We start from the raw sequence: 25,758 nt of genomic DNA, 5'->3' as shown, positions 1-25,758 counted from the left end.
CATGCAGCCCCGAAACAAGATCATCGTCGCGAGCCAGCATTATCCTCCGGATCCGAGCACGACCGCGGCGATTATGGCCGAGATCGCCTGCCGTCTCGCTGCGGAGCACGAGGTGGTGGTGCTGTCGGGCTCGCCCGGCGAGCTGCCGGCTTCGCAGATCGGGCCGAACAAGCCGCGCGTCGTTGCCGTCAACAATCAGATCGCAGCGAAGGCCGCGCTGGTCCGGCGCAGCATCTCCGAGCTGCTGTTCGTGCTGCGCATCTTCGTCACGCTGTTGCGGCAACTTCGGCGCGGTGACGTCGTGCTCACTGTCACCGCGCCGTTTATGCTACCCTATGCGGTGGTAGCGGCGGCGTGGCTCAAGTGCGCGCGCTCGGTATTGATCATGCATGACCTCTTTCCCGACGTGCTGGTGACGGCCGGCGTCCTGAGGCCCCAGTCGATCATGGTGTGCGTGATGCGGGCAGCCAACGGGCTGATGTTCCGCGCTCTTAGTGCCGTCGTCACCATCGGCCGCGATGTCGAGCGGCTGTTGCTGAGTTATTCCTGCATGACGCGGAACAAGATCCGCTTCATTCCAAACTGGGCGACGCTCGCGCCCGCAGTGCGGCCGGTGACATTGGACAATCCGTTCCGCAAGATGCGCGCGGCCCGTTTTATCGTCGGCCTGTCGGGCAATCTCGGCTTCACTCACGATCCGGAAATCGTGATCGAGGCGGCGCGGTTGCTCAAGGACGAGGCAGACATTCACTTCATGCTCTCCGGCTGGGGCATCGGCTTCGAGCGGCTGAAGCAATTGCAGGCGGATGCGAACTTGCCCAACATCTCTTTCGTGGCGCGGGTCGATGACATCGAGCTGGAAGCCTTTCTGGCTGCGGCCGATCTCTGGATTATCCCGTACCGGAAGGACGCAGCCGGAGTGTCGGTGCCGAGCCGCTTCTATAATCTGCTGGCGGTCGGCCGCCCCGTCGCGCTGGTCTCGGAGCCGGAGGCGGAAGCCGCCTTGACGGTGGTGGAGAACGGGCTCGGGTGGGTCGTGGCGCCGGGCCGGGCCGATCAACTCGCAGGCGCTATTCGTGCGGCGTCCAGTTCGGACGCTGCCGGCATGGCGCAGCGGGCGGTGACGGCGGCGTTACGGTTCGATCGCGCCGCCGCTTTGAACGCCTATACGGGCCTGATCGGAGAACTGCTGCACCACCCTAGCCTTTCGGAGCAACGATGATTGAGCGGAAGCCGGTCGTGCTGGTGACGGGAGCGAGCGGCTTCGTCGGTCGCCATATAATTCCGATGTTAGCGCGTGAGGGATGGTCCGTTCGCCGTGCAGTCCGCAGACCGGACGGCCTCGACGGGGAGGTAGTCATCCCGTCGATTGGGCCTGAAACCGTCTGGCGTACGGCGCTTGCCGATGTCGATGCCGTCGTCCATCTTGCCGCACGCGTTCATCATAAGCGTGAGGAGCACGCGGATGATCTTTATAGGGCGATAAATATCGCCGGCACGCTGCAACTGGCGCGCAGTGCGGCGGAGGCTGGTGTGCGCCAGTTTATCTTCATCAGCACAGTTCTCGTCCATGGCCGCAGCAATAGAGGTCGCGCGCCGTTCAGCGAGAACGATATTCTGACGCCCCGTGGCGTCTACGGCGTATCGAAGGCTGAGGCGGAGGCGGGCCTGAAGGCGTTAGCGTCCGAGACCGACATGAAAATCTCGACGATCAGGCCGCCGCTGGTCTACGGTGCTGGGGCGAAAGGCAATTTTGCGCTGCTGACGCGTGCGGTCAACTTAGGCCTGCCACTCCCGTTAGGCGCAATCCGCAATCAGCGCGCTTTTGTCGCTGTACAAAACCTGTCGTCGTTCATTCTTCATCGACTTGCTCATCCAGACCCCGTCAGCAATTTCGAGACCTTCCTGGTCGCAGACAAAGAACAGATCTCGACTCCAGAATTCATCTCGCGTCTTGCCAGAGTATCCGGCACCCGTCCCAGGCTCTTCCGGGTGCCGCCAAGGTTGCTCAGCTCGCTTCTCGGCATGATCGGTCGGCAGGAAGCTTATGACAGTTTGCTCGGCTCGCTCGAGCTCGACATCTCAAAGGCGATCGCTACCGGCTGGCAGCCGCAGGTCTCATTGGACGAGGGCTTGCGGCTCGCGCTGTTGGCTCAAGACCCCTGATGGCGGGAGAATCGCCGCAAGACAAAGCCGATCGCGATCGCGCCGCCGAGCAGTGCAAGGGACGTGACCGTTGCTGAGCCGGCGCTGATGGTGCCGAGGGCAAGCATTCCCAGCATGAAATTGAGCGCGAAGACCTCGCCGACTACGCGGCGCACCGTGAAGCCGTTGTCGGTGGCGCGCTGGTAGAAGTGGGTGCGATGCGCCGACCAGAATTGTTCGCGGCGGACGATGCGAAGAAACAGTGTGATGGTTGAATCCGCGAGGTAATATGCCGGCAGCAGCAAAGCCGCGACTGGTTGTCCGTGCCAGGCAAGCTCGAGTAGGCACCAACCTAGCAGAAGCCCGATTGGTAAACTGCCGACGTCGCCCAGAAACACTTTTGCGACCGGCTTGTTGAATGGCGCGAAGCCAAGTACGGCGCCGCACAGCGCCGTTGCGATCAGCAGCGCCGGTGAGGGCAAGTCCCCGAGCCATCCGAGCAACAGCAGTGCCGCGGTGACCGGCACAACCTCCGCCACCGTCATCAAGTCGAGCCCATCCATGAAGTTGACGAGGTTCACGAACCAGACGCCGGCGAGCAGGATGAGGGAACGTTCCAGCACGAGCGGTAGCGCCGGCACGATCCGCGCATACACGGGCGCGGTGAGCACAACAGCGCCGACACAGGCTGCTTGCGGCACGAGCCGCATCAGCACCGGAAGCGATACCATGTCGTCGGCGAACCCGACCAGTGCTATTACGATCGTCGCAAGAACCAACGTCGATGGGATTGCGACGTTTGCCCAGGTTCCCCATGCCAATGCAACGATGAGCGTCGCGGTAATTACCGCTATGCCAGCGCCTTGCGGGGTCGGGCTGTGATGCGAGGAGCGTGCGGTCGGTCGCGCCAACGCGTAGCGCTGGAGCAGAGGTCGGCTGGTCCAGGTTATCAACGCCGAAATCAGCGCGGCAATCGCTACGGCAAGCAGAGGCGGCGGGACAGCGAGGGAGATCACTCCGGCACCCCGATCGGCGCCGAGCCCTGTGCGGCTTTCTCCGCGCTGAGGATCCAGACCAGACCGCCAAATGCGCCGACGATGAAGGAGACCGCGCCGAACAGCAGCGAGATGTTGACGCCTTCATTGGCCGCCAGCCCGGCGAAGCCGAAGGCCAGCCCCATGCTCGCCTCGCGCACGCCCCAGCCGGCGATCGAGATCGGCATCAGTGTGATCAGCATCACCGGCGGGACCAGCAGGAAGACCTGCGCGAAGCTGACCGGTGCCGCGATCGACTGCACCACGCACCAGGCGATGACGACGGCAAGCACGTGAACCAACAGCGACAGGATCGCGATCATTGGTCCGCGCGTGCGGTCGAAGATCACGCGGTTGGCGATCACGGCGCAGGCGTGGATGTGGTGGGTGGCCCACCAGGTCTTCAGCCACGGCCATTTCAGCGCGCCGAAGATCAGGAAGCCGATGCCGCCGGCGAGCGCGGCGAAGTCGACGAGCAGCAGCGCCGAGCGGCCGTGCGGATCGGTGATGAGCGTGTAGCTCCAGGGCAGGCTCGCGACGATGAGGACCGCGAGCGCCACGAGGCCGATCGCGCGATCGACAAAGATCGAATAGGTCGCCGCGCGCCATCCGGCGCCGGTGCGCGCCACCAGCCATAGCCGGACCGCATCGCCGCCGATCGCGGACGGCAGGGTCTGATTGAAGAAGGAGCCGATCACGTTGTAGCGCATCGCGCGGCCGAGTTCGAGCGGCGCACCGCATGCGGCGCTGACCTCGCGCCAGCGCAGCACGCCGACGAAGATTTGCAGGAACGTCACCGCGATCGCCATGCCGATCCAGAACAGGCTGGTCGCGGTGAAGCGCGAGAACAGCTCGGTCAGATCGACCTTGCGCAGCGCCAGATAGAGCAGCGCCGCGGAGATCAGGATTTTGGCCGTCGACAGCAGGATTCGGCGCATCTCGCCCGCTTGAACAGGGTTTCGGGGCAACCCGACGCGAGGCGCCGAATTCGGCCGCCTTGGTATGGTTTTGGCGCCGATCTTGCAATAGCTGTCATCGCGAGCCGTCATGGAGGCGGCGGCCTATTGCGCTCCCTCGATACCGGCTAAAGAGGCGTCGCGGGCCGGCTTTTGGGATCGCTTGGGAACAGGATGACGGATCGGGCGATTTTGGTCACGGGTGCCGCCGGTTTCATCGGCTTTCACGTCACCCGGCAGCTGCTGGCCGAGGGGCGGTCCGTGGTCGGGCTCGACAATCTCAACAGTTATTACGATCCAGCGTTGAAACAGGCGCGTCTTGCGCTGCTCGTCAACGAGCCCCGTTTCTCCTTTGTCCAGGCCGATCTCGCCGATCGCGAGACGATGGCGGCGCTGTTTGCGCGGCATCGTTTTCCGGAGGTCGTGCATCTCGCCGCCCAGGCCGGCGTGCGCCACTCGATCGAGCATCCGCAGAGTTATGTCGATTCCAATCTGCAGGGCTTTCTCAACCTGCTCGAGGGCTGCCGGAATTGCGGTTGTCGTCATCTCGTCTACGCCTCGTCATCGTCCGTTTATGGCGCCAACACTAAACTGCCGTTTTCCGTGCAGGACCGGACCGATCATCCCGTGAGCTTTTACGCTGCGACCAAGAAGGCCAATGAGGTGATGGCGCAGTCCTACAGTCATCTCTACCGGCTGCCGGTCACGGGCTTGCGCTTTTTTACCATCTACGGCCCGTGGGGACGGCCTGATATGGCCATGTTTCTGTTTGTAAACGCCATCATGGCGGGCCAGCCGATCCGGCTCTTTAACCATGGCAAAATGCGCCGCGACTTCACCTATATTGACGACGTGACCCGTGTAGTATCCAAGCTGATCGATCTTGTGCCTGCGGACAATCCGGCTGCCGCAAATGCGCCGTCTCGGGTCTACAATGTCGGAAATCACCGCCCCGAAGAGCTGATGCATGTCGTCGGACTTCTGGAGCGGGAGCTGGGTCGGACGGCGGTCAAAGAATTGCTGCCGATGCAGCCGGGAGACGTGGTGGAAACGTTCGCGGATGTCGAGGATTTGATGCGCGACACCGGCTTTGCACCGTCAACGCCGATCGAGCACGGGGTCCGCAATTTTGTCACCTGGTATCGCGACCACTACAAGGTTTGAAATGACGATGGACAAACGCATTATCCCCCTGATCATGTGCGGCGGCGCCGGCACGCGGCTGTGGCCGGCTTCGCGCGAGGTGCGCCCAAAGCAGTTCCTGCCGCTGTTCGGCGCGCGCTCGACCTTCCAGGATACGCTTTCGCGCGTCTCGGATGCCGCGCTGTTCGACCGCCCCATCGTCATCACCAATGCGTCCTATCGCTTCATGGTGCTGGAGCAGCTCGCCGAGATCGGCATCGAGGCCGACGTGATCCTCGAGCCGATGCGGCGCGACTCCGGTCCCGCGATCGCCGCCGGCGCGGCGTTCGCGCAGAACCGCACCAGTGAAGCGATCGTGCTCGCGCTCGCTGCCGACCATGTGGTGCAGGACAATGCAGCCTTCGTCGCGGCGTGCCGCGAGGGCCTGGTTGCCGCAAGCACCGGGCGCATCGTCACCTTCGGCGTCAAGCCGGAGCGGCCGGCGACCGAATACGGCTATATCAGCCCGGGTGAGGTGATCTCCGGCGAGGTGCACGCGGTCGCGCGCTTCGTCGAGAAGCCGGATGCCGTGAAGGCTGCCGACTACCTCAGTTCGGGCTATCTCTGGAACAGCGGCAACTTCATGTTTCCCGCGGCCCTGCTGCTCGACGAATATCGCAAGGTTGATGCGGCGAGCGTGGAGGCTGTGTCCAATGCGGTTGGCAATGCGGGGCGCGATCTCGGCTTCGTGACGCTGGAGCCGCAGGCTTTTGGCTCGGCGAAGGCGATCTCGATCGATTATGCGGTGATGGAGAAGACCTCGCGCGCAGCCGTGGTGCCGGTGTCCTGCGGCTGGTCCGACGTCGGCTCCTGGCGCGCTGTGTGGGAGCTCTCCGACAAGGACACGCAAGGCAATGCGGCGCACGGCACCGCCGTGTTCGAGGATTCGCGTAACTGCAATGTCACGAGCGATCATGCGCTGGTCGCGCTCGAAGGCGTCGACGATCTCGTCGTGGTGGCAACCGCGGATGCCGTTCTGGTCTCGCGCCAGAAGGACGCCAACGGCCTGAAGCGTCTCGTGACCAAGCTGAAGGCCGTCGCGCCGAAGGTCACCGAGGAGCATCTCAAGGTGCATCGCCCCTGGGGCAGCTACCAGTCGGTCGACAATGGCGAGCGCCATCAGGTCAAGCGCATCGTGGTCAAGCCGGGCGGGCGGCTGTCGCTGCAGAAGCATCATCACCGCGCCGAGCACTGGATCGTGGTCCGTGGTGCCGCCCGCGTCACCGTGAACGAGACCGTGAAGACGGTGCATGAGAACGAGTCGATCTACATCCCGATGGGCGCGGTCCACCGGATGGAGAATCCCGGCAAGATCATGCTGGAACTGATCGAGGTCCAGACCGGCTCCTATCTCGGGGAAGACGACATCATCCGGATTGAAGACGACTATCAAAGGTCGTAACCAGCAAACTCCGAATCACGGGATCCGGGCCTGAAAAGTCCGCTTTAGGGGGCTTAAGGCCCGGAGAACGTGTAACTTTTTGAATCAAATCGTGTCCGGGCAGTTTGCCCGGCATTCGCCACAAATGGGGCACCCGTGCTAGAAGCGGCCCGGGGATTTGCGGTGAATCGGGGTTCGATCAGATGAGTTCCAAAGGGTCACAACCGGCACAGGCCGGCCTGCGCGTCGGCGTCATCGGTGCGGGCGTGATGGGCAGCAACCATGCGCGCGTGCTGAGCGGTCTGCCCGGCGTCAGCCTGGTCGGCGTGGTCGATCCCTCGCCGGCGCATCGTACGCGCGCGATGGAGCTCGCCAATTGCGCGAGCTTCGAGACGCTCGACGAGCTCCTCACGGAGGGCGTCGATGCCGTCACCATCGCGGCGCCGACCCATCTGCATCACGAGGTCTCGCTCGCCTGCATCGCCAAGAACATCCATGTGCTGGTCGAGAAGCCGATCGCATCCACGGTCGCCGAAGGCCGCGAGATCGTCGTTGCTGCGCAAAAGGCCGGCGTCACGCTGATGGTCGGCCATGTCGAGCGTTTCAATCCGGCGGTCGCCGCCGTCAAGCAGGCGATCGCGGGCGAGGACATTCTCTCGATCGCGATCACGCGCGTCGGCCCGTTCCCGCCGCGCATGTCCAATGTCGGCGTCGTCATCGATCTCGCCGTGCACGACATCGATCTGATCCGCTGGTTCACCGAATCCGACATCGTCGAGGTGCAGCCGCAGCTGTCGAGCGCGGTCGCCGAGCGCGAGGACATCGCGCTGCTCCAGTTCCGCACCGCCAACGGCGTGCTCGCGCACATCAACACCAACTGGCTGACGCCGTTCAAGGCGCGCAGCGTGACGGTCGCGACCCGCGGCAAATACGTGATGGGCGATCTCCTGACGCGTCAGGTCACCGAATGCTTCGGCTTCAAGCCGGATGGCAGCTACTCGATGCGGCATCTGCCGGTCGGCCATGACGAGCCGCTCCGCGCCGAGCTGATCGCCTTCCTCAAGGCTGTGCGCAACGGCGAGACGCCGGCGGTCACCGGCGACGAGGGCGTCGCCAGCCTCGAGATCGCGACGCAGTGCCTCGAGACGCCGTCGCGGCCCGCAGCGACGTCGCCCGCCCGCAAGGGTCCGCGCCGCGTCGCCGGCTAAAATCCTTTCCATGTCGACCACGCAAGAAGGCGCCAAGAACCAGACCATGAACCAGCATCTGCGTTCCGAACCCATTCCCTTCATCGACGTGGCCTCGCAGCGCCGCCGGCTCGGCGCCTCGCTCGATGAGGCCGTCAAGCGCGTTCTCGACCATTGCCAGTTCGTCAATGGACCCGAGGTCGCCGAGCTCGAGATGCAGCTCGCCGACTATTGCGGCGCCAGGCACGTCATCGGCTGCGCCAGCGGCACCGATGCGCTTCTCATGGTGCTGATGGCGAAGAATGTCGGGCCCGGCGATGCCGTGCTGTGTCCGTCGTTCACCTTCATCGCGACTGCGTCGCCCGCGGCGCGGATGGGCGCGACGCCGGTCTATGTCGACGTCGATGAAGCGACCTTCAACATGAGCCCGGAGTCGCTCAAGCGCGGCATCGCGGCCGCGCGCAAGGCTGGCTTGAAGCCCGTCGCGGTCATTCCGGTCGATCTGTTCGGACAGCCTGCCGACCACGATGCCATCGCCGAGACCGCCAAGGCCGAGGGCCTGTTCGTGATCGATGACGCCGCGCAAGGTTTTGGCGCCAGCTACAAGGGTCGCAAGCTCGGCACCTTCGGGCTCGCCACCACGACCAGCTTCTTCCCGGCAAAGCCGCTCGGCTGCTTCGGAGACGGCGGCGCGATCCTCACCGATGACGACGAGCTCGCCGCGACGCTGCGCAGCATCCGGGTGCACGGGCAGGGCGTCGACAAATACGACAACGTCCGCCTCGGCCTGACCGGCCGGATCGACACCATGCAGGCCGCGATCCTGATCGAGAAGCTCAAGATCTTCGACGACGAGATCGCCGCCCGCAACAAGGTCGCCGAACGCTATGCGCGGGGCCTGTCCAACGTCGTGACCGTGCCGCGTCTGGCGCCGGGCAATACCTCGGTCTGGGCGCAGTACACGATCCGTCTCCCTGAGGGGACCGACCGCGACGGCTTTGCCGCCGCGCTGAAGGCGCAGGGCGTGCCGACTGCGATCTATTACGGCAAGTCGATGCATCAGCAGACCGCCTACAAGCAGTATCCGGTCGCCGACGGCGGCCTGCCTGCTTGCGAGAGCCTGTCGCAGGACGTCATCAGCCTGCCGATGCACGCCTATCTGACCGAAGCCGATCAGGAGCGAATCATCGCGGCCGTGCGCGGCGCGCTTTCGGCCTGATCTGCCCTGATTTTGCAGCGAGCCGTCTCTTCCTCTAGAAGGGACGCATGCTCGGACGCATCTTCACGGTCGGTGGTTATACGCTGCTCTCGCGGCTGACGGGATTTGCCCGCGACATCATGCTTGCGGCGATCCTCGGCGCGGGCCCCGTGGCCGACGCCTTTTTCGTGGCGCTGCGGCTACCCAATCATTTCCGCGCGATCTTTGCCGAGGGCGCCTTCAACGCCGCCTGGGTGCCGGCCTATGCCCACGTTCATGGCGAGCGCGGGGAGGGGGCGGCGCGGCTGTTCGCCGACCGCATCTTCACGCTGCTGCTCGCCTCGCAGGTGGTGCTCCTAATCGTCGCCTGGCTGTTCATGCCGCAGGCGATGAGCATTCTGGCGCCCGGCTTCAGTGAGGATGCCGAGCAGCGCAAGCTCGCGATCGAGCTGACCCGGATCACCTTTCCCTATCTGCTGCTGATCACGCTGGTGACGCTCTATGGCGGCATGCTCAATGTGATGCAGCGCTTTGCCAGCGCTGCCGCCGCGTCGATCTTCCTCAACGTCGCGATGATGATGACGCTTGCACTTGCCACCTGGTTTCCGACAGCCGGCCACGCCGCCGCCTGGGGCGTGCTGATCTCGGGCTTCCTGCAATATTTTCTGCTGGCGGGCGACCTCGCCCGTCATGGCGGCCTGCCGCGCTTTGCGCCGCTCAAGCTCGACGAGGACGTCCGCGCCTTCTTCAGGGCGCTGGGACCGGCGACGCTGGGCTCGATGGGTACGCAGGTCGCGCTGTTCGCCGACACCATCATCGCGACCTTCCTGCCCGCGGGCGCGCTGTCGGCGCTCTATTACGCTGACCGCCTCAATCAATTGCCGATCGGCGTCATCGGCATCGCGATCGGCACGGTGCTGCTGCCGGAGATGTCGCGGCGAATCACGGCCAACGACCATGACGGCGCGATGAAGGCGCAGCGCCGCGCCTTCGATTTCACGCTGCTGTTCTCGGTGCCGTTCGTCGCGGCCTTCCTCACCGTGCCCGACGAGATCATGCGCGCGCTGTTCGCCCGCGGCGCGTTCTCCAAGGCCGATGCGGTTGCCGCAGGCAGCACGCTCGCAGCCTATGCCATCGGCCTGATCCCCTTCGTGCTGATCCGCAGCGCGGTCGCGACCTTCTATGCGCGCAAGGACACCGCGACGCCGGTTCGCGCCTCATTGTCAGGTATCGCGGTCAATGTCGCGCTGAAGCTCGGTCTGGTGGGATCGTTCGCCCAGATCGGTCTGGCGCTGGCAACCGCCGTCGGTGTCTGGACCAACCTGCTCCTGGTGCTGTTTTTCGCCGTGCGACGAGGCTTTCTCGTGCTGGACCGCGCTTGGCTGTTGTCGCTCGGCAAATTCCTGTTGGCCGGCATCATCCTGGCGGCCGCTTTCTGGCTGATCGCGCGCTACAGTGCCTCTGGGCTGGGCGCGATGCACTTCCGGGACGAAATGACGCTGGTCCTGTTGGCGGTCGGCGGCATGATCGTGTACGCGCTCGCGATCGTCGTGCTGTTCGGCCGCGGCTGGCTGGTCTCGCTGGCGCGTGGCTAGAGCAGATATCAGCTCGCGCTGTGAACAACGGCCCGGCTCCGCCACATCTCCGCCAGGAGGCGTGCCGCGAACGCGCCTGCTCGAATCGAAGGGGCTTCGATGAACCGATACGCCAGTGCAGCGATGCCGATCGCTGCGACAAGTGAGGTCACCATCACGAACAGATTGCCCCAGATCTGCGCCGGCACGATCGAGGCACAGTTAACCGCGACGAGGGTACAGACATAAAAGATCGGCCAGTGCACGAGGTAGAGGCTGAACGAGATTCGGCCGAGAAAGCGGAGCGGCGCGGTCGTCGTCCAGCGCAGCATGTCGCGTGACGACACCACCGCACCCATCATCAGCGCGGCTGCGCCGGCCGAAACCAGCACAATGCCCACCGTATAGAACTCATCATAGGAGCCGGCTATCTCCAGTCCGACCAGCCCCGAGATGAACGCGACCGTGGCAAGCTGCCTTCGACCCGCGAGCAGCGCGGCAAACTCCTTGACGAGAAAACAGCCGAAATAGAACCACAGCAGCGTTCGGAAAGGGCCGCTCGCAAGCAGGATCGTGACCGCGGCGAACAACGCCCAGCGCCATCGTGGTTCGATCCTGCCGTGCGCGGGGACCACGAACGGCAACATGATGGATCCCAACAATTCGGGAAACAGCGTCCAGGTCGGACCGTTCACCCGATTGGAGCCGAGCAGCAGATTGTCCCACAGATCGTGCCAGGTCGGCTGCGGCCAGAACAGGTGCTGGAAGCCGGATGTGAGCCCGGCCGGGGCGGGATCAAGGCGCAAAAGGCGCTCGCAGGCGAAAGCGAACAGGACCGCTGCTGCAAACGGTGGAATCAGCCGAAACAGCCGCCGCGCCAGGTAAGGCCCGATCGCGAGGTTGCGCTCCAGCGAGGCCCCGAGCACATAGCCGCTCAGCACGAAGAAGAACATCACGGCCGCGGCCGGATTGGCGGCCAGCAGCAGCGTGTCAAAGAAAACCGATTGCGGATTGCTCGCAAATACGTGGCCAGCGTGGAATACGCATACCGTCAGGCAGGCGAGGCCGCGCAGGGATTCCAGCCGAGGGTCAAATGGCGAGGCGGGCGACGCGTCCACCTTTGTAAGCGAGGGCATGGTCATCGACCAGGCGCGGCCCCGGACGCGTGCGCCCGCGATTCGCGATCCACGTTGGCGAGATGATGCTCTCGCGGGTCCCATTCGGTGACATCGAATGGGTGGGGACTGCTGAAGCCTGGCCTTGCAGCCGCAGAGTTCAAAACATCTCTGATCATACGCGCGGTCCCCATTCCCGACTGGGACCTCAGTAAACCACAGGTGCATCGCACGAGTTTAAACCTAAACGTACAACTTGAACGAACGTTGTTCACCTTGCGACCGAGCGCTTCGGAGCAGCTTGCGGCAGCGAGGCGGAGGCTCGCCTGCAGGGTGCAGCCTAACTCCGCACATCTCTTGATTTTGTGCGATTGCCGTGCTATTGGCCTCCCCATGATTAAATGGTCGCGCAAAGTTAACTTCTCGAACATGACCCGCTTCGGCTGGGCCGTGGAAGGAGTCGCGCGCTAGGAATTCGTCGACGACATCTTTTCCACCAGGCCCCGCCGGCATCGGACGGGGCCTTTTGTTTGGCCACGCTCCCTGCCGGCACAACAGCAGGAGCATGCGATGCCACCCCAACTGACGAACATTTCACCCGGGATCGAGGGCGATGCCGCAAGGCGCGGCCTCAAGCTCTCCATCGTGCAGGCCAAGAGCGCAGTCGACCAGGCGTTGGCAGCACGCCTCAAGGCGTCCGCTGCAGCGCTGGACGACACTCTGTCGGACAAGAACGCTGGCGGACCAGCGGCCGCATCGACGCAAGGCATCTTCGGTCTGCTCAGGCAATATTGGCGTGCGCTTCAGCAGCGGCGCCAGAACCGACCGCTCTCCTTGCAGGACCTGAGTGACAGGGAGCTGATGGATATCGGCCTGACGCGTGCCGAGATCGACTATCTCACGCCTCAGCGTGCAATCGATACGCTGAGAGACAACACGCGGTATCTGTTGAGCCGTGGTGGGATGTAAATGGTCAATTGCGAGACGTGGACATGCGCTCTGAGGGCAGGCGGCGGTGAGTGCGGCTGCTTGTTCTCAGGCGTGTCTTGCGGCCGCGTGTGCTACTCCAGAAACGTCTCGGACTTCTCGTCAGGATTGTTTGTGGCGCCGTCCTTCAATTCGCGTTCGGCTTCGTGCCAGAATTCGTCCTCGCGCCCCTCAGGCTGTCCGGCGACGTCCCACAATTGATGTGCGCGGATTCGGATCTGTTCTTCGGTCGGGTTGGGCATGGGTCCGCTCGTTTATTAGGGGCGTAACGCGGCCACACGGGCGTGACACCGTATGACCACGCTGGCGACTGTCCCGCTCCGGATTCCGTCTCCGCAAATACAAGCTCTTCCAACTAGGATTTGTTCCTGCCCTACGGGCTGCGGCCGTTTGCACGCCCGGGATTGAGGTCCGGTACCGACAAAGCCGTTTGCCTTGCCACTTTTTCCACGGCAGTATGGTTCGCAAAACAACCATAGGACGGGACAAGAAAATGGCGGCTCCCATCAAGTTCGGCGTTGGCCAAAGCGTGCTGCGCAAGGAGGATGACGCGCTCATCCGCGGCAAGGGCCGCTATACCGACGATTACGCGCCGCAGGCCGCCCTTCGCTGCCTGATGCTGCGCTCGCCGCATGCGCACGCCAAATTCACTATCGACGCCAGCCGCGCCCGCACCCTTCCCGGGGTGGCGCTGATCCTGACCGCCGCCGAGGTCGGGGATCTCGGCAATCTGCCCTGCCTGTTCAATTTCGAGACCGATCCGTTCACCGGCCCGCCTTACCCGATCCTCGCCAAGGACGAGGTGCGCCATGTCGGCGATTGCATCGCCTTCGTCGTCGCCGAGACCATCGACCAGGCCCGCGACGCGATCGAGGCCATCGAGGTCAAATGGAGCCCGCTGCCGTCGGTGACCGGCCTCGTCAACGCCGTCAAGAAGGGCGCGCCGCAGGTCTGGCCGGACAAGCCCGGCAATGTGCTGTTCGACGTCTCGATCGGCGACAAGGCCGCGACCGAAGCCGCGTTTGCCAAGGCGCATACGATCGCCGAGATCTCCATCGTCAATCCGCGCGTGGTCGCGAGCTTCATGGAGACGCGCGCGGCGGTCTGCGAATACGACGCCAAGAACGATCATCTCACGCTGACAATCGGCAGCCAGGGCAGCCACCGCCTGCGCGACATCCTCTGCCAGAACGTGCTGAATATCCCGACCGAGAAGATGCGCGTGATCTGTCCCGATGTCGGCGGCGGCTTTGGTACGAAGCTGTTTCCTTATCGCGAATACGCGCTGGTAGCGGTCGCCGCGCGCAAATTGAAGAAGGCGGTGAAATGGGCGGCCGACCGCTCCGAGCATTTTATGGGCGACGCGCAGGGCCGCGACAACGTCACCACCGCGAAGATGGCGATGACTGAAGACGGCAAATTCCTCGCGATGGATTGCGACCTGATGGGCGACATGGGCGCCTATCTGTCGACCTTCGGGCCCTACATTCCGCATGGCGGCGCCGGCATGCTGCCCGGCCTCTACGACATCCAGGCGTTCCACTGCCGGGTGCGGACCGTCTTCACCAACAGCGTGCCGGTCGATGCCTATCGCGGTGCGGGCCGGCCCGAAGCGGCCTATGTCATCGAGCGTCTGGTCGATGCCTGCGCGCGAAAACTCGACATGACGCCTGATGCCATTCGCCGCAAGAATTTCATCCAACCGAAGGCGCTGCCCTACAAGACCGCGACCGGCAAGGTTTACGATTCCGGCGACTTCGCCGCGCATCTGAAGCGCGCGATGGAGATCGGCGAGTGGAAGGAGTTTTCCAAGCGCGCCAAGGCGGCCAAGAAGGACGGCCTGATCCGCGGCATCGGGCTTGCGAGCTATGTCGAGGTCTGCGGCACCATGGGTGAGGAGACCGCCAATGTGCGGATGGACCCCAATGGTGACATCACCGTCCTGATCGGCACGCAATCGAGCGGGCAGGGCCACCAGACCGCCTATGCGCAGATCGTTGCCGAGCAGTTCGGCGTCGCGCCGGAGCGCGTGCACGTCCACCAGGGCGATACCGCCATGATCGCCACGGGCCTCGGCACCGGCGGCTCGGCCTCGATCCCCTCCGGCGGCGTCAGCGTCGAGCGCGCCACGCGCGAGCTCGGGCAGAAGCTGAAGGAGATCGCGGCGCAGGCGCTGGAAGCCAGCGCCGGCGACCTCGAGATCACCGACGGCATCGTGCGCATCGCCGGCACCGACCGGTCGATCTCGTTCGCCGATCTGGCCAAGCGGCCGGGCGCCGATCCGTCGAAGCTGAACGCCAGCGCGACCTTTGCCAGCGCCGACGGCACCTATCCCAACGGCACCCATGTCGCGGAAGTCGAGATCGATCCGGCGACCGGCATCATCAGAATCGTCAACTACGTGATCGTCGACGATTTCGGCAAGACGCTCAATCCGCTGCTTCTGGCAGGCCAGGTGCATGGCGGCGCCATGCAGGGTATCGGCCAGGCCTTGATGGAGCAGGTGGTCTATGGCGCGGGCGATGGCCAGCTCATCACCGCGACCTTCATGGACTATGCGCTGCCGCGCGCGGCCGACGGCCCGTCCTTCGTGTTCGAGACCAACAATATTCCCTGCACGACCAATCCGATGGGCGTGAAGGGCGCGGGCGAGGCCGGCGCGATCGGCTCCTGTCCGGCCGTCGTCAACGCCATCGTCGACGGGCTCTGGCGCGAGTACAAGATCGACCACATTGACATGCCGGCGACACCAGAACGTGTTTGGATCGCGATCAACGAGCATCATCGCCGCCACAGCCTGTAAAGCATGGCGCCCGCGGCGGGAATAATCGCCCGCCGCCGGGTTCTAACCATGAATGACTTTCCCCCAAACCGACTTGCGAGCCGGAGAAACACGCCGATGAAACGAATTTTGATTGTCGCGGGCACCCTGGTGCTGGGTGCGGGCGCCGTGATGGCGCAGCAGGATATTGCCGTCCAGCAGGACAATCTGATGCGCTCGCAGGCCAAGAGCATGTACGGCGTCATCCTCAAGATGACGAAGGGCGAAATTCCCTACAATCAGAAGGCCGTCGACGAGGCGATCGCCAGTCTCGAGGCCGACGTCGCCAAGATCGCGAAGACCTTCGAGGTCAATCCCAAGCAGGACGTTGTGAACGCGAATTATGGTTCCTCGCCAAAGGTCTGGCAGAACAAGACCGATTTCGAATCCAAGATTCCGCCGGTCCAGAAGGCGATCGCCGAGGTCAAGGGCAAGGTCACCGATCTGGCGAGCCTGAAGGCCGCCTACACTGCGATGAACGACCGCTGTACCGACTGCCACGAGACGTATCGGCTGAAGCTGAAGTAGCGGTTCCAGTTCATAGCCCGGATGGAGCGCAGCGAAATCCGGGAAAGCCGTTGCGACGGTGAGACTGTTCCCGGATTGCGCTTCCGCCTTCGCTCTTCGAGCTACGGCGGACAAGTCGCTCCATCCGGGCTACGGGACTATTTCGGCGCAGCCAGCGCCGGGTCAAGGACGCAGGTGACCCGGTGAACCCTGATGCCGCTGTCGATGCCGGCGCGCTTCACATATTCGGCAATGACGTCCTCATTCTCGACGACGACGAGCCCGAACAACTTGCGATCGTCTGTCGCGTAGGTGCAGAGCCAATGCATCTTCCCGGCCGTCGCGGTGATTGCGTCAAGCGCAATGCGCGCGTGGCGGCTCGCCTGCGCGGGGTCGCTGGGATCGAAGTTTTGCGGCATGTCCCGTTCCATCAATATTTTGATCATGAACCGCTCCGGATTTGGCAGATGGTGCGCTAGTTCTAGACTCAAAGCCCGGGTGAGCGAAGCGATCTCCGGCTGAGTTGGCGCGGCACCAGAAGGTGGGGCTCGAAGCCGACCGCACTGCAGTTAGGCGCGTTGCCGCCAAGCCGTAAGACGATCATCGAGAAGAGGGGCAATCCGATCGTAATTTTCCCACGTATCCGCAACGTGGTAGATCGTTGGCCCGTCTTTGCCGAAGATGGCCTCATAGTCGGCTATGTATTTTCCTTTCTGAAGGTCAAAATACGTGGCGGCGAACGCATTTCCCTCGTCGTTCAGGTCCTCGTCCGTGAATTTGCCAGCGCATAAGCGAAGAAAGAAAGCGCCAGGCGTCATGCTGCGATCCCTCAGTCTTGCAAAGTCGTCGGGAAAATCATCGTCCGATAGTCCAGAAAGAAGCGCCCAGGCAACGAACATCCCTGTGTGAGTTGCTCCAGCTTTGGCTGGAAGGTCCTTTGGGAAGTTCCCGCCGCTATGCCAACTCGAGTCGTCATACTTCATTCCAGGCCCCTAGCATGATTGCGCGCAACTCCTGATCTATGATGCGCCGATCAAAAGCATCTGTAAAAGTGTAGTTTTAAACTATCGCAACCTCAAGGACATCACAATTCGGATGCATCGACTGCGGGCGGGAGGCGTTCGCCGTATTCTCACAGGCCGCTTTGCTCATGCGGGTTGTGCGCGTTCCCTTAAGCGTGATGGCACGCTGAAGCGGGCGATCCAGTATGCTGTCATGCGCCGCGACGAACTGAATCAACAGCGAGGCAGGCCATGGTCAAACCGTTCCCGTCAAAAACCCATATCGGCAACCATATGCTGCATCCGGAAACGCTGATGCTGACCTATGGCTATGATCCGCAGCTGTCGGAAGGCGCCATCAAGCCGCCGGTGTTTCTGACCTCGACCTTCGTGTTCAGGACGGCCGAGGACGGGCAGGACTTCTTCGATTTCGTCGCCGGCCGGCGCGAGCCGCCGGAGGGCATGGGCGCAGGCCTCGTCTATTCGCGCTTCAACCATCCCAACAGCGAGATCGTCGAGGACAGGCTCGCGATCTATGAGCGCACCGAGAGCTGCGCGCTGTTCTCATCCGGCATGGCGGCGATCTCGACGACGATTTTGGCCTTCGTCCGTCCCGGCGACGTCATCCTGCACTCCCAGCCGCTCTATGGCGGCACGGAAACGCTGCTGACCAACACGCTGGCGCGGCTCTCGATCGGCGCGGTCGGCTTTGCCGACGGCGTCGACGAGGCGGCAGTCAACCAGGCCGCCGAGGAGGCCATGCGCAAGGGCCGGGTTTCGATGATCCTGATCGAGACCCCGGCCAACCCGACCAACGGCCTCGTTGATGTCGCGCTGATGCGCCGCGTCGCCGACACCATCGGCAAGGCCCAGGGCCACACGCCGATCATCGCGTGCGACAACACGCTGCTCGGACCTGTGTTTCAGCGGCCGATCGAGCATGGCGCTGATATTTCGCTGTACTCGCTGACCAAATATGTCGGCGGTCATTCCGACCTGATCGCGGGCGCGGCCCTCGGCGCCAGGGCGATCATGAAGGGCATCAAGGCGTTGCGCGGCGCCATCGGCACCCAGCTCGATCCGCATTCCTGCTGGATGATCAACCGCTCGCTGGAAACCTTGAGCCTGCGCATGGACAAGGCCAACAGCAACGCGCGCCTCGTCGCGGATTTCTTGCGCGACCACGCCAAGGTGGCGAAGGTTCATTATCTCGGTCATCACGAGGAGGCCTCGCCTGCGGGGCGCGTGTTCGCGCGACAATGCTTGGGTGCGGGATCGACGTTCTCGTTCGACATCGTCGGCGGCCAGGCGGCGGCGGAGAAATTCCTCAACGGCTTGCAGATCTTCAAGCTCGCGGTCAGCCTTGGCGGAACGGAGTCGCTGGCGAGCCTGCCGGCGACGATGACCCATTCCGGCGTCCCCGCCGACATCCGCCATAAAATCGGCGTGCTGGATTCCACGATCCGGCTGTCGATCGGCATCGAGCACCCGTCCGACCTGATCGCGGATCTCGAGCACGCGCTGAACGCGGCCTGAGCGGGACTCAAAGCGGATTGGACGTGCGGCATGCCGACATGATGGCCGCGGCTGCCTCGTTGGACTGGGCGCCCGAGAGCTGTCGCACGAGGCAGATGTAATAGCCTTTGCTGGACGCATTGAGCAGGGAGTCGCCATTGACCACCAGCCAGTTGCAGGCCGAGCGGATATACTGCACCGCAAGGGGCGATCTCGTGTCACGGATCGCCGACAGCTCGCATTGAGCCTGCCTTTCCAGATCGGTTTGCGCGACGACCGGTGCGGAGAACGCAACAACCATGGCGACAACGACAACGCCCGCGAGACGATGCAATAGCGCGCGGGCAGGCTTCCCGCAGGCCGCTTGGTGCGAAAACTTCTCAGAGAAGGCGGGATAATTCGCGTTGGGAGTGATCATGTTGCGCACCTTTGCTCTGGGGGCGATCATACACCTGGAAGCCGGACAATCCGACTGGATACGCAAGCGTCCGGGCTACGGGCTCCGGAATCGAAAAGGCCGGACGCTACTACGCCCGGCCTTCGCTGAAAAAATTGCTATAGAAACTTACTTCGTCACCTGGCCGCGGATTTCGCCGCCCGGATTGGCCGCGGTGTGAATGTTGACGTAGAGCTTGCCGGCGAGGAGATCGGAGGCCTGCGCGTCGGTCAGCGTCGCCGAGCCTTCAGCCGGGCTGTTGGCGATGCCCGCGATCGGCACCGCGACGCCGGCATTCTTGCCGGTCTCGGCGGGGCCATGGAAGTGGGCGGCGGTGGCAGGGCCGGAGAGGCCGGAATAGCTCACCTTCCACGACAGCTTCTTGGTGGCGGCGTCATAGTCGAGATCGGCCGTGCCGGTGCCGCTGCTGGTGGTGGCGGGCACTTCGGACTTGCCGTCCAGCGTCGCCTTCAGTTTCTCCGCACTGGCCGAGCCGGCGAACGCGACGGCGGCTCCGAGCGCCAGCGTGGCAAAAAGCGCTTTGTTCATGGGTCTCTCCCTGTTGACGCCTGATTGCTGTCAACCTGCAAACAGTGCGGTTCCGACTTTATTCCCGGATTCCGATCAAACCATCTAAATTATTCGTGGCTGGAGCGGCTGCGGGATGATCCGTAAATTCGCTCGAGCTCGATGGGATCCTCCATGCTGCGACGAACAATTTATGTCATTTTGATTTCTGCTGTCGCAGCCTTTGCCATCTACTGGTGGTTGACCGCGCCGACCGCTCTGGCCTTGCCGGCGCCGGCGCGCGGGCCTGATCTCGCCAATGGGCAGGAGCTGTTCAACGCCGGCGGCTGCTCGTCCTGCCATGCCGTGCCCAACCAGCCTGATCGTCTCAGACTTGGCGGCGGCCTCGCGCTCGGCTCGCCGTTCGGAACGTTTTATGCCCCGAACATTTCCCCCGACCCGACCGACGGCATCGGCCGCTGGAGCGAGGCCGATTTCGTCAACGCGGTGATGCGCGGCATCTCGCCTGAGGGGACGCACTACTTTCCGGCGTTTCCCTACACCTCCTATCACATCACGAAGGTCGACGACGTCCGCGATCTCTTTGCGTATCTGAAGACGCTGCCGCCCGTGTCCGGCCGCGTGCGCGATCACGATCTGCCGTTTCCCTTCAACATCCGCCGCAATGTCGGCATCTGGAAATTGCTGTTCATGGATGTCAGGCCGTTCTTGCCGGATGCAGCGCGGTCCGCGCAATGGAATCGCGGCGCCTATCTCGTGAACGGTTTTGGCCATTGCGCCGAATGCCACAGCCCGCGCAACGCTCTCGGTGGGATCAACCGGGGCGAACGCTTCGCCGGTGGTCCCAATCCCGAAGGTGAGGGCTGGGTGCCGAACATCACGCAGAAGGGCATTGGTGGCTGGAGCGAGAAGGATATTGCCGACTTCCTCGAGACCGGCGATATGCCCGAAGGCGACAGCGCATCGGGCTCGATGCGGCCGGTGATCAAGAACCTCGCGCAGTTGACGCCGGAGGATCGCGCCGCGATGGCCGCCTATCTGAAGTCGCTGCCGCCGGTCGATGGCCCGACGCCGCCCAAACGCAAGGAGGGTGGCGGCTGAATCCGGCCGTTTCCAATTGACGCGCGGCTCGCGCCAACTGCGCCGGCTAGCTGGCGCCAAACGCCTTGAAGGTGATGATGGTGAGCGTGTCCTGAATGCCGGGCAGCACCTGCACCTTCTCGTTGATGAAGTGGCCGATGTCGGTGTCGTTGTCGACATAGAACTTCACCAGCAAATCGTAATGGCCGGCCGTGGAGTAGATCTCGGAGGCGATCTCGGCTTCGGCAAGCGCATTGGCGACCACATAGGATTGGCCGAGCTTGCATTTGATCTGGACGAAAAAGGGAACCATTGCAGTCACTCCGAAGGCGTATCTTGCCGGCTAATAGGCCAAAACCGGCCGGATTTAGCAAGCGGACTTGCTGCCTGCGGGGATAAGCCGCCCGCGCGCAAATACCGGTTTTGCCCTACGAATTCACCGTCGCCGCGGCGAAGGCGTCCCTGAGGCGCTGGGCGAGCTCGGTCCTGCGATAGGGCTTGGTCAGGACCACCGCTTCCGCCTGCGCGCGGCCCTGCTCGACCAGGGTCTCCAGCGCATAGCCGGAGGTGAACAGCACCGGCAGGCCCGGTCGAATCCGCCGGGCCTGGTCGGCGAGCTCCCAGCCGCTCATCCCGCCGGGCATGACGATATCGGTGAACAGCATGTCAATGCCGGGATCGGCGCGAAGCCGCTGCAGGGCCTCGTTGCCGTTGACGGCGGCGACGACGCGATAGCCGAGCGCCTCGACCCTTTGGATGACCGAGGAGCGCACGAACGGATCGTCCTCCGCGATCAGGATGGTCTCGTGCCCGCGCGGCGCGGTGTCCTCGCTGTCCAGCACGTCGGTCGGCGATTGTCCGCCGCCGGCGCGCGGCAGGTAAATCCGGACCGTCGTCCCCAGGCCCTGCTCGCTATAGATCGCGACATGGCCGTCGGACTGCTTTGCGAAGCCATAGACCATGCTCAGCCCGAGCCCTGAACCCTTGCCGACCTCCTTGGTGGTGAAGAACGGCTCGAACGCGTGCTCGATCACCTCGGGTGTCATGCCTTCGCCGTCATCGGTGACGGAGATCAGCGCGTAGCTACCAGATGCCACTTCCGGGTGCATGGCACGATAGTCCTCGTCGATTGCGGCGAGCTCCGTGCTCAGCGTCAGATGTCCGCCTGACGGCATCGCGTCCTGCGCATTGAGCGCAAGGTTCAGCACGGCGGATTCGAGCTGGGCACGGTCGGCAAAGGCCTGGATGTTGCCAGGACCGAATGTCGCCTTGATCTCGATGTTTTCACGCAAGGTCCGCTTGAGCAGCTTGAGCATGGACTGCAGCAGGTCGCGGCAATCGATCGCCCGCGGCTGGAGCAGCTGGCGACGGCTGAACGCGAGCAGCCGCTGCGTCAGCTCAGCGCCGCGTTCGCCGGACTCGCAGATGTCGTCGGCAAATTGCCGCAGGTCGGGCCGGGTCTTGAGCTGCTCGCTCAGAAGCTCGGCATTGCCGATGATGACGGTCAGCAGATTGTTGAAGTCATGGGCGATGCCGCCGGAGAGCTGGCCGACCGTCTCCATCTTCTGCGCCTGCTGGAGCTGCTGCTCGGTCAGCTTGCGTCTGGTCAGGTCGTGAACGATGCCGACGTAGATCAGCTCGCCGTCCTGCCACGCCTGGCCCACCGAAAGGTCCATCGGGAAGGTCGATCCGTCCTTGCGCAGGCCGGCGGCTTCCCCGGTTGCGAGGCGCCGCGCATGACTGGTGGATGAGGGTCTCTTCTCGTCGGACATCAGCATTCCAATGTCGAGATTCATGACCTCGTCGGCGCGATAGCCGAACAACCGTTCGCAGGCGGGGTTGAACAGCAGAATGCGGGCTTGCGCATCGAACAGGATGACGCCGTCCACCGCTGTCTCGACCACGGCGGTGAGGCGCGTCATGCTCTCGCGCATCGCGCGCTGGGCGTCACCGACTTGTTTGAGCAACAGCGTCGCGTCCCGGCTCTTGATCTCCTCCTCTTCGAGTGCAGCCTGAACCTTCTGCAGCTCGAACGGGGAGGGGATCGTCAGGATTTTTGGCAGCAGCGGCCAGAGCGCGGCTGCGGTGAAGATCGACGCGATCGCTGTCGCTGCCTTGACCAGGCCCTCGATGCCGTAGATCGGAACCCAGAGCGTGTAGATCGACAGCACGTGCGTCAGGCCGCAGGCCATGATGAAGATCGCGAACGCCCAAAAGACCCAGCCGAACTGGAGGTCGCGCCGTTTGGTGACGAGGATCGCGAGCGCAAACGGGATCGAGAAATAGGCCAGTGCAATGCAGGCGTCCGAGACGACATGGAGCCAGATCAGCTCGGGCTCCCAGAGCAGGCAAATGCCGTGCGGCGAGAACATCGAGGAGTCGAGGATGCGTTCGAAGTAGGCCCACATGATTCCACTCCGATAGACTTGCGGGCCAGGGGCGAGCCCGCAACATTGTCGCTGGACGGTTGCACCGCTAACGTCTCACTCCTCGGTATCGACGCCAAGGGCCAAGGCGATATCGGGCTAAATTTTGCAGCCTTTGCACGGTCGAGGGTCGACAGCGCCTCGCCGGATTACGGCTGGCTGATTCGCCGGTGCCGCGAATCGCGGCCGGTCCGGCTTGCTGGGGCCCCGCGAGCGCGCTAGGACAGGCCATGGCGGTGTCCTTATCAAGCAAGTGTCTTCCGCGATGACGACGCCCGTGGCGCTCACCATCGCAGGGTCCGATTCGAGCGGCGGCGCCGGCATTCAGGCCGACCTGAAGACGTTTGCCGCGCTCGGCGTCTACGGCGCGTCCGCGATCACGGCGCTGACGGCGCAGAACACCAAGGGCGTCAGCGGCATTCATGCGGTGCCCGCGGAATTCGTCACCGCGCAGATCGATGCGGTGTTCTCCGATCTCGATGTCGGCGCGGTCAAGATCGGCATGGTGGCGCAAGCCGGGAGCATCGATGCGATCGCCTCCGCGCTGGCGCGCTGGAAACCTCGTCATATCGTGCTCGATCCCGTGATGGTCGCGACTTCGGGCGATCGCCTGCTGGCCGCGGAAGCTGTCGAGGCATTGCGCACGAAGCTGATGCGGCTAGCGTGGGTGATCACGCCCAATCTGCCGGAGGCGGCCGCACTGCTGGACGAGCCGATCGCGCGAAGCGAGGCCGAGATCGAAAGCCAGGGGCGTCGCCTGCTTGGGCTCGGCTGCCGTGCGGTCCTGATCAAGGGCGGGCACGGCGAGGGTCGTGAGAGCATCGACTATCTCGTCAGCGCCGACAAAACGGTCGCGCTTGCCGCGTCGCGCGTCGCCACGCGCAACACCCATGGAACCGGCTGCTCGCTGTCCTCAGCCATTGCAGCGGGCCTTGCCAAGGGCGAGGATCTCGAGACGGCCGTGCGCAACGCCAAGAGCTGGATCAGCGCGGCGATTGAAGCTGCCGATCGCTTCAGCGTCGGGCACGGCCACGGGCCGATCCATCATTTCCACAAGTTTTACTGACGCAGGCTGCGGATCGCGGGCCGGCAATATCGGCCCTCAAGACAACGTTCCTGCGAGAGCCATCAAGGTGGCAAACACTCCAAGCGGTACAAGGTGCGAAAATTCGCGGTGGCGCAGGACGGTCAGAACCGCGGCCAAGATGATTGCCGCACCCAGCGCCAGGCCAACAACGCGACTGGCAGGGAGCGCAATCAGAACGGCGCTGACCATCTCCAGTCCGCCGGTAAGGCTGCCCCACCAGCGCGGGTAACCCCATCGAACGAAACTGCTTTGCGTCGCGGACGTGCCGATCGCGTTATAGAGGCCTGCGCCAAAGAGTCCGGCAACGAGCAGACAGACTGAAACAACATGGGCCATCTCAGGGCACATCCATCATCATGGGGATGGCTGCCAGAACCATGATTGCCGCTGTGAGGCAGTGAATGCCGAACGCGCTTCTTGCAGAGCCTTTGCCGCCAAGCACGACCAGCATGTCGCCGATGGGGATGATGGCTTCAACAAGCAGGATGATGCCGACCCCGCGTGGGACACCCCACGCCATGAATGCCAGCACGGTCAATCCCGACGCGATGTCGCGAACGCCCTTGAGGCGAAGCCACCAGTCGGTGTTGGCGCCGTCTTCAGGGAGCGGCAGGCCGAAACTGCGCGTCGCGGTCCTCGGGCTCACGACATATTGCGTGCCGATCGCGATGATCCCGAGAGCCAGGAGCAGTGCTGTTCCAAGCGGAAGCCAATGCATGAGATTCATATCTATCTATCCAAGATAATCTAGCGCTGCTAGGTTTTGTAGTCTAGCATTGCTAGATCGTCAAGCATCGATAATAAGTGTCGACCATCTTGCCTGGGAGATCGAAGGTTGGGGATCGCCGAGCGGAAAGACAGGCAACGCGCCGAACGCGAACGCCGGATCGTGGCGGCGGCGCGCGTGATCGCGGAGCGCGAGGGATGGAACGCCGTTACGATCCGTCGGCTTGCCGACGAGATCGAGCACAGTCAGCCGGTCCTCTATTCACATTTCGAAAACAGGGATGCGATCGTTGCCGCGGTTGCGCTCGAGGGTTTCCGGGACATCGCCGTGGCTCTTCGGGAGGCGGCAAGCGGGTCGACCGGGCGAAACGCCATCAAGAATGTCGCGACGGCCTACCTCGGTTTTGCACTCGGTAATCCTGCGCTCTACGAGGCCATGTTCATTCTTCCGACGGAACTGCGCTTTGCCGAAGCCGGGACCAAACCGGAACTACGGGCCGGCTTCGAGGCCCTTGCGGCAGTCGTGACGCCGTTTTGCGTCGATGTGGAGGTCGCGACCGAGACCTTTTGGGCAGCCCTGCATGGGCTCGTTGAACTCGAACGTTCGGGCCGAATTAGGCTCAGCGCGCGGAGCGAACGCATCGCCTTCATTGTTCGGACGATTGTCGTTTCCGGAAAATAGGGCGCCTACGACTCGCGTCATTTGGTGTGTGCCGCGCTCCGGCCCGGACTTTTGCGGGGACCCGGTGCCGCCTCATGTCGCCTGATTGTCGCATGCGACTGATATTCGCGGGGAGGGCGAGGCGAGGTTTGATTCGTATCTGAGGGTGCCTCAAAGGTTCAATTGGTCATCCCCCTGTCACGGGACATTG

General features: G+C 63.5%; 26 protein-coding genes. 14 read left to right on the top strand and 12 right to left on the bottom strand.

Going from position 1 to position 25,758, the window contains the following annotated elements; genetic code table 11:
- Position 1: 1 nt before the first annotated feature.
- A complete protein-coding gene (locus tag V1280_RS14285) occupies positions 2–1,222 on the top strand; it encodes a glycosyltransferase family 4 protein (protein WP_334524764.1) in 1,221 nt (406 codons plus the stop codon).
- Positions 1,219–2,166 (top strand): NAD-dependent epimerase/dehydratase family protein, encoded by a 948-nt coding sequence (locus tag V1280_RS14280; protein WP_334524761.1) that lies wholly within the window; start codon positions 1,219–1,221, stop codon positions 2,164–2,166. Before V1280_RS14285 ends, V1280_RS14280 begins: the two co-directional genes overlap by 4 nt.
- Here the strand turns inward: V1280_RS14280 and V1280_RS14275 are convergent.
- On the bottom strand, positions 2,154–3,161 hold the full coding sequence (locus tag V1280_RS14275; protein WP_334524758.1) for an MraY family glycosyltransferase: 1,008 nt from the start codon (positions 3,159–3,161) through the stop codon (positions 2,154–2,156). The two genes, V1280_RS14280 and V1280_RS14275, sit on opposite strands and share 13 nt — an antisense overlap.
- Positions 3,158–4,117, bottom strand: coding sequence for a lysylphosphatidylglycerol synthase transmembrane domain-containing protein (locus V1280_RS14270; RefSeq protein WP_334524755.1), 960 nt, complete (start codon positions 4,115–4,117; stop codon positions 3,158–3,160). Before V1280_RS14270 ends, V1280_RS14275 begins: the two co-directional genes overlap by 4 nt.
- Positions 4,118–4,309: 192 nt before the next feature.
- Between V1280_RS14270 and V1280_RS14265 the strand changes: the two genes are divergently transcribed.
- The 5 genes from V1280_RS14265 (at position 4,310) to murJ (ending at position 10,678) form a co-directional block, all read left to right on the top strand.
- Positions 4,310–5,299: an SDR family NAD(P)-dependent oxidoreductase gene (locus V1280_RS14265; RefSeq protein ID WP_334524752.1), complete on the top strand. Its 990-nt coding sequence runs from the start codon at positions 4,310–4,312 to the stop codon at positions 5,297–5,299.
- A 7-nt stretch (positions 5,300–5,306) separates the two neighbouring features.
- On the top strand, positions 5,307–6,719 hold the full coding sequence (locus V1280_RS14260; RefSeq protein ID WP_334524749.1) for a mannose-1-phosphate guanylyltransferase/mannose-6-phosphate isomerase: 1,413 nt from the start codon (positions 5,307–5,309) through the stop codon (positions 6,717–6,719).
- 182 nt (positions 6,720–6,901) lie between these two features.
- Positions 6,902–7,906, top strand: a complete 1,005-nt coding sequence (locus tag V1280_RS14255; protein WP_334524746.1) for a Gfo/Idh/MocA family oxidoreductase — start codon at positions 6,902–6,904, stop codon at positions 7,904–7,906.
- Positions 7,907–7,916: 10 nt separating this feature from the next.
- A complete protein-coding gene (locus tag V1280_RS14250; RefSeq protein ID WP_334524743.1) occupies positions 7,917–9,104 on the top strand; it encodes a DegT/DnrJ/EryC1/StrS family aminotransferase in 1,188 nt (395 codons plus the stop codon).
- A gap of 47 nt (positions 9,105–9,151) precedes the next feature.
- Positions 9,152–10,678 (top strand): murein biosynthesis integral membrane protein MurJ, encoded by a 1,527-nt coding sequence (gene murJ, locus V1280_RS14245; RefSeq protein WP_334524740.1) that lies wholly within the window; start codon positions 9,152–9,154, stop codon positions 10,676–10,678.
- Positions 10,679–10,686: 8 nt separating this feature from the next.
- Here the strand turns inward: murJ and V1280_RS14240 are convergent, their stop codons facing one another.
- Complete coding sequence (locus V1280_RS14240) at positions 10,687–11,793, bottom strand: acyltransferase family protein (RefSeq protein ID WP_334524737.1); 1,107 nt, start codon at positions 11,791–11,793, stop codon at positions 10,687–10,689.
- A 549-nt stretch (positions 11,794–12,342) separates the two neighbouring features.
- Between V1280_RS14240 and V1280_RS14235 the strand changes: the two genes are divergently transcribed.
- Complete coding sequence (locus tag V1280_RS14235; RefSeq protein WP_334524730.1) at positions 12,343–12,741, top strand: DUF1127 domain-containing protein; 399 nt, start codon at positions 12,343–12,345, stop codon at positions 12,739–12,741.
- Positions 12,742–12,833: 92 nt separating this feature from the next.
- On the opposite strand, the gene V1280_RS14230 is transcribed toward V1280_RS14235, so the two are convergent.
- Positions 12,834–13,001, bottom strand: a complete 168-nt coding sequence (locus V1280_RS14230; protein ID WP_334524728.1) for a DUF2934 domain-containing protein — start codon at positions 12,999–13,001, stop codon at positions 12,834–12,836.
- Positions 13,002–13,252: 251 nt separating this feature from the next.
- Between V1280_RS14230 and V1280_RS14225 the strand changes: the two genes are divergently transcribed.
- Together V1280_RS14225 and V1280_RS14220 are read left to right on the top strand one after the other, a co-directional pair.
- Positions 13,253–15,562 (top strand): xanthine dehydrogenase family protein molybdopterin-binding subunit, encoded by a 2,310-nt coding sequence (locus tag V1280_RS14225; RefSeq protein ID WP_334524726.1) that lies wholly within the window; start codon positions 13,253–13,255, stop codon positions 15,560–15,562.
- 96 nt (positions 15,563–15,658) lie between these two features.
- The gene (locus V1280_RS14220; RefSeq protein WP_334524723.1) at positions 15,659–16,108 is read left to right on the top strand and encodes a c-type cytochrome; all 450 of its coding nucleotides are present in this window, start codon (positions 15,659–15,661) and stop codon (positions 16,106–16,108) included.
- A 137-nt stretch (positions 16,109–16,245) separates the two neighbouring features.
- Here V1280_RS14220 and V1280_RS14215 read toward each other — a convergent pair whose 3' ends face one another.
- Both V1280_RS14215 and V1280_RS14210 read right to left on the bottom strand, forming a co-directional pair.
- Positions 16,246–16,533, bottom strand: a complete 288-nt coding sequence (locus V1280_RS14215; RefSeq protein WP_334524720.1) for a hypothetical protein — start codon at positions 16,531–16,533, stop codon at positions 16,246–16,248.
- 123 nt (positions 16,534–16,656) lie between these two features.
- On the bottom strand, positions 16,657–17,070 hold the full coding sequence (locus tag V1280_RS14210) for a DUF7832 domain-containing protein (protein ID WP_334524717.1): 414 nt from the start codon (positions 17,068–17,070) through the stop codon (positions 16,657–16,659).
- Positions 17,071–17,340: 270 nt separating this feature from the next.
- Between V1280_RS14210 and V1280_RS14205 the strand changes: the two genes are divergently transcribed.
- Positions 17,341–18,624 carry a cystathionine gamma-synthase family protein gene (locus V1280_RS14205; protein ID WP_334524714.1) on the top strand — a complete coding sequence of 428 codons (1,284 nt, stop codon included), beginning with the start codon at positions 17,341–17,343 and terminating at the stop codon, positions 18,622–18,624.
- 7 nt (positions 18,625–18,631) lie between these two features.
- Here the strand turns inward: V1280_RS14205 and V1280_RS14200 are convergent, their stop codons facing one another.
- Both V1280_RS14200 and V1280_RS14195 read right to left on the bottom strand, forming a co-directional pair.
- Entirely contained in the window at positions 18,632–19,021 is a 390-nt protein-coding gene (locus tag V1280_RS14200) for a VF_A0006 family four-cysteine protein (RefSeq protein ID WP_334538302.1), read from the bottom strand.
- A gap of 147 nt (positions 19,022–19,168) precedes the next feature.
- The gene (locus tag V1280_RS14195) at positions 19,169–19,588 is read right to left on the bottom strand and encodes a CHRD domain-containing protein (protein ID WP_334524711.1); all 420 of its coding nucleotides are present in this window, start codon (positions 19,586–19,588) and stop codon (positions 19,169–19,171) included.
- 153 nt (positions 19,589–19,741) lie between these two features.
- Here V1280_RS14195 and V1280_RS14190 point away from each other — a divergent pair, with 153 nt between their 5' ends.
- The gene (locus V1280_RS14190; protein ID WP_334524708.1) at positions 19,742–20,668 is read left to right on the top strand and encodes a c-type cytochrome; all 927 of its coding nucleotides are present in this window, start codon (positions 19,742–19,744) and stop codon (positions 20,666–20,668) included.
- A gap of 46 nt (positions 20,669–20,714) precedes the next feature.
- Here the strand turns inward: V1280_RS14190 and V1280_RS14185 are convergent, their stop codons facing one another.
- Both V1280_RS14185 and V1280_RS14180 read right to left on the bottom strand, forming a co-directional pair.
- The gene (locus V1280_RS14185; protein ID WP_148775240.1) at positions 20,715–20,960 is read right to left on the bottom strand and encodes an Lrp/AsnC ligand binding domain-containing protein; all 246 of its coding nucleotides are present in this window, start codon (positions 20,958–20,960) and stop codon (positions 20,715–20,717) included.
- A 115-nt stretch (positions 20,961–21,075) separates the two neighbouring features.
- Positions 21,076–23,055: a PAS domain S-box protein gene (locus V1280_RS14180; RefSeq protein WP_334524703.1), complete on the bottom strand. Its 1,980-nt coding sequence runs from the start codon at positions 23,053–23,055 to the stop codon at positions 21,076–21,078.
- A gap of 283 nt (positions 23,056–23,338) precedes the next feature.
- Here V1280_RS14180 and thiD point away from each other — a divergent pair, with 283 nt between their 5' ends.
- Positions 23,339–24,139, top strand: coding sequence for a bifunctional hydroxymethylpyrimidine kinase/phosphomethylpyrimidine kinase (gene thiD, locus V1280_RS14175; RefSeq protein WP_334524701.1), 801 nt, complete (start codon positions 23,339–23,341; stop codon positions 24,137–24,139).
- A 36-nt stretch (positions 24,140–24,175) separates the two neighbouring features.
- On the opposite strand, the gene V1280_RS14170 is transcribed toward thiD, so the two are convergent.
- Positions 24,176–24,496 carry a DoxX family protein gene (locus V1280_RS14170; RefSeq protein WP_334524699.1) on the bottom strand — a complete coding sequence of 107 codons (321 nt, stop codon included), beginning with the start codon at positions 24,494–24,496 and terminating at the stop codon, positions 24,176–24,178.
- A gap of 1 nt (position 24,497) precedes the next feature.
- A complete protein-coding gene (locus V1280_RS14165; RefSeq protein ID WP_334538300.1) occupies positions 24,498–24,878 on the bottom strand; it encodes a DUF4267 domain-containing protein in 381 nt (126 codons plus the stop codon).
- A 117-nt stretch (positions 24,879–24,995) separates the two neighbouring features.
- Here V1280_RS14165 and V1280_RS14160 point away from each other — a divergent pair, with 117 nt between their 5' ends.
- Positions 24,996–25,568, top strand: coding sequence for a TetR/AcrR family transcriptional regulator (locus V1280_RS14160; RefSeq protein ID WP_334524696.1), 573 nt, complete (start codon positions 24,996–24,998; stop codon positions 25,566–25,568).
- Positions 25,569–25,758 lie beyond the last annotated feature (190 nt).

It is taken from the genome of Bradyrhizobium sp. AZCC 2230, assembly GCF_036924495.1.
Classification (GTDB): domain Bacteria; phylum Pseudomonadota; class Alphaproteobacteria; order Rhizobiales; family Xanthobacteraceae; genus Bradyrhizobium; species Bradyrhizobium rifense.
Note: the sequence above shows the minus strand (reverse complement) of the source record. Positions and strands in the feature narration are given on the sequence as shown.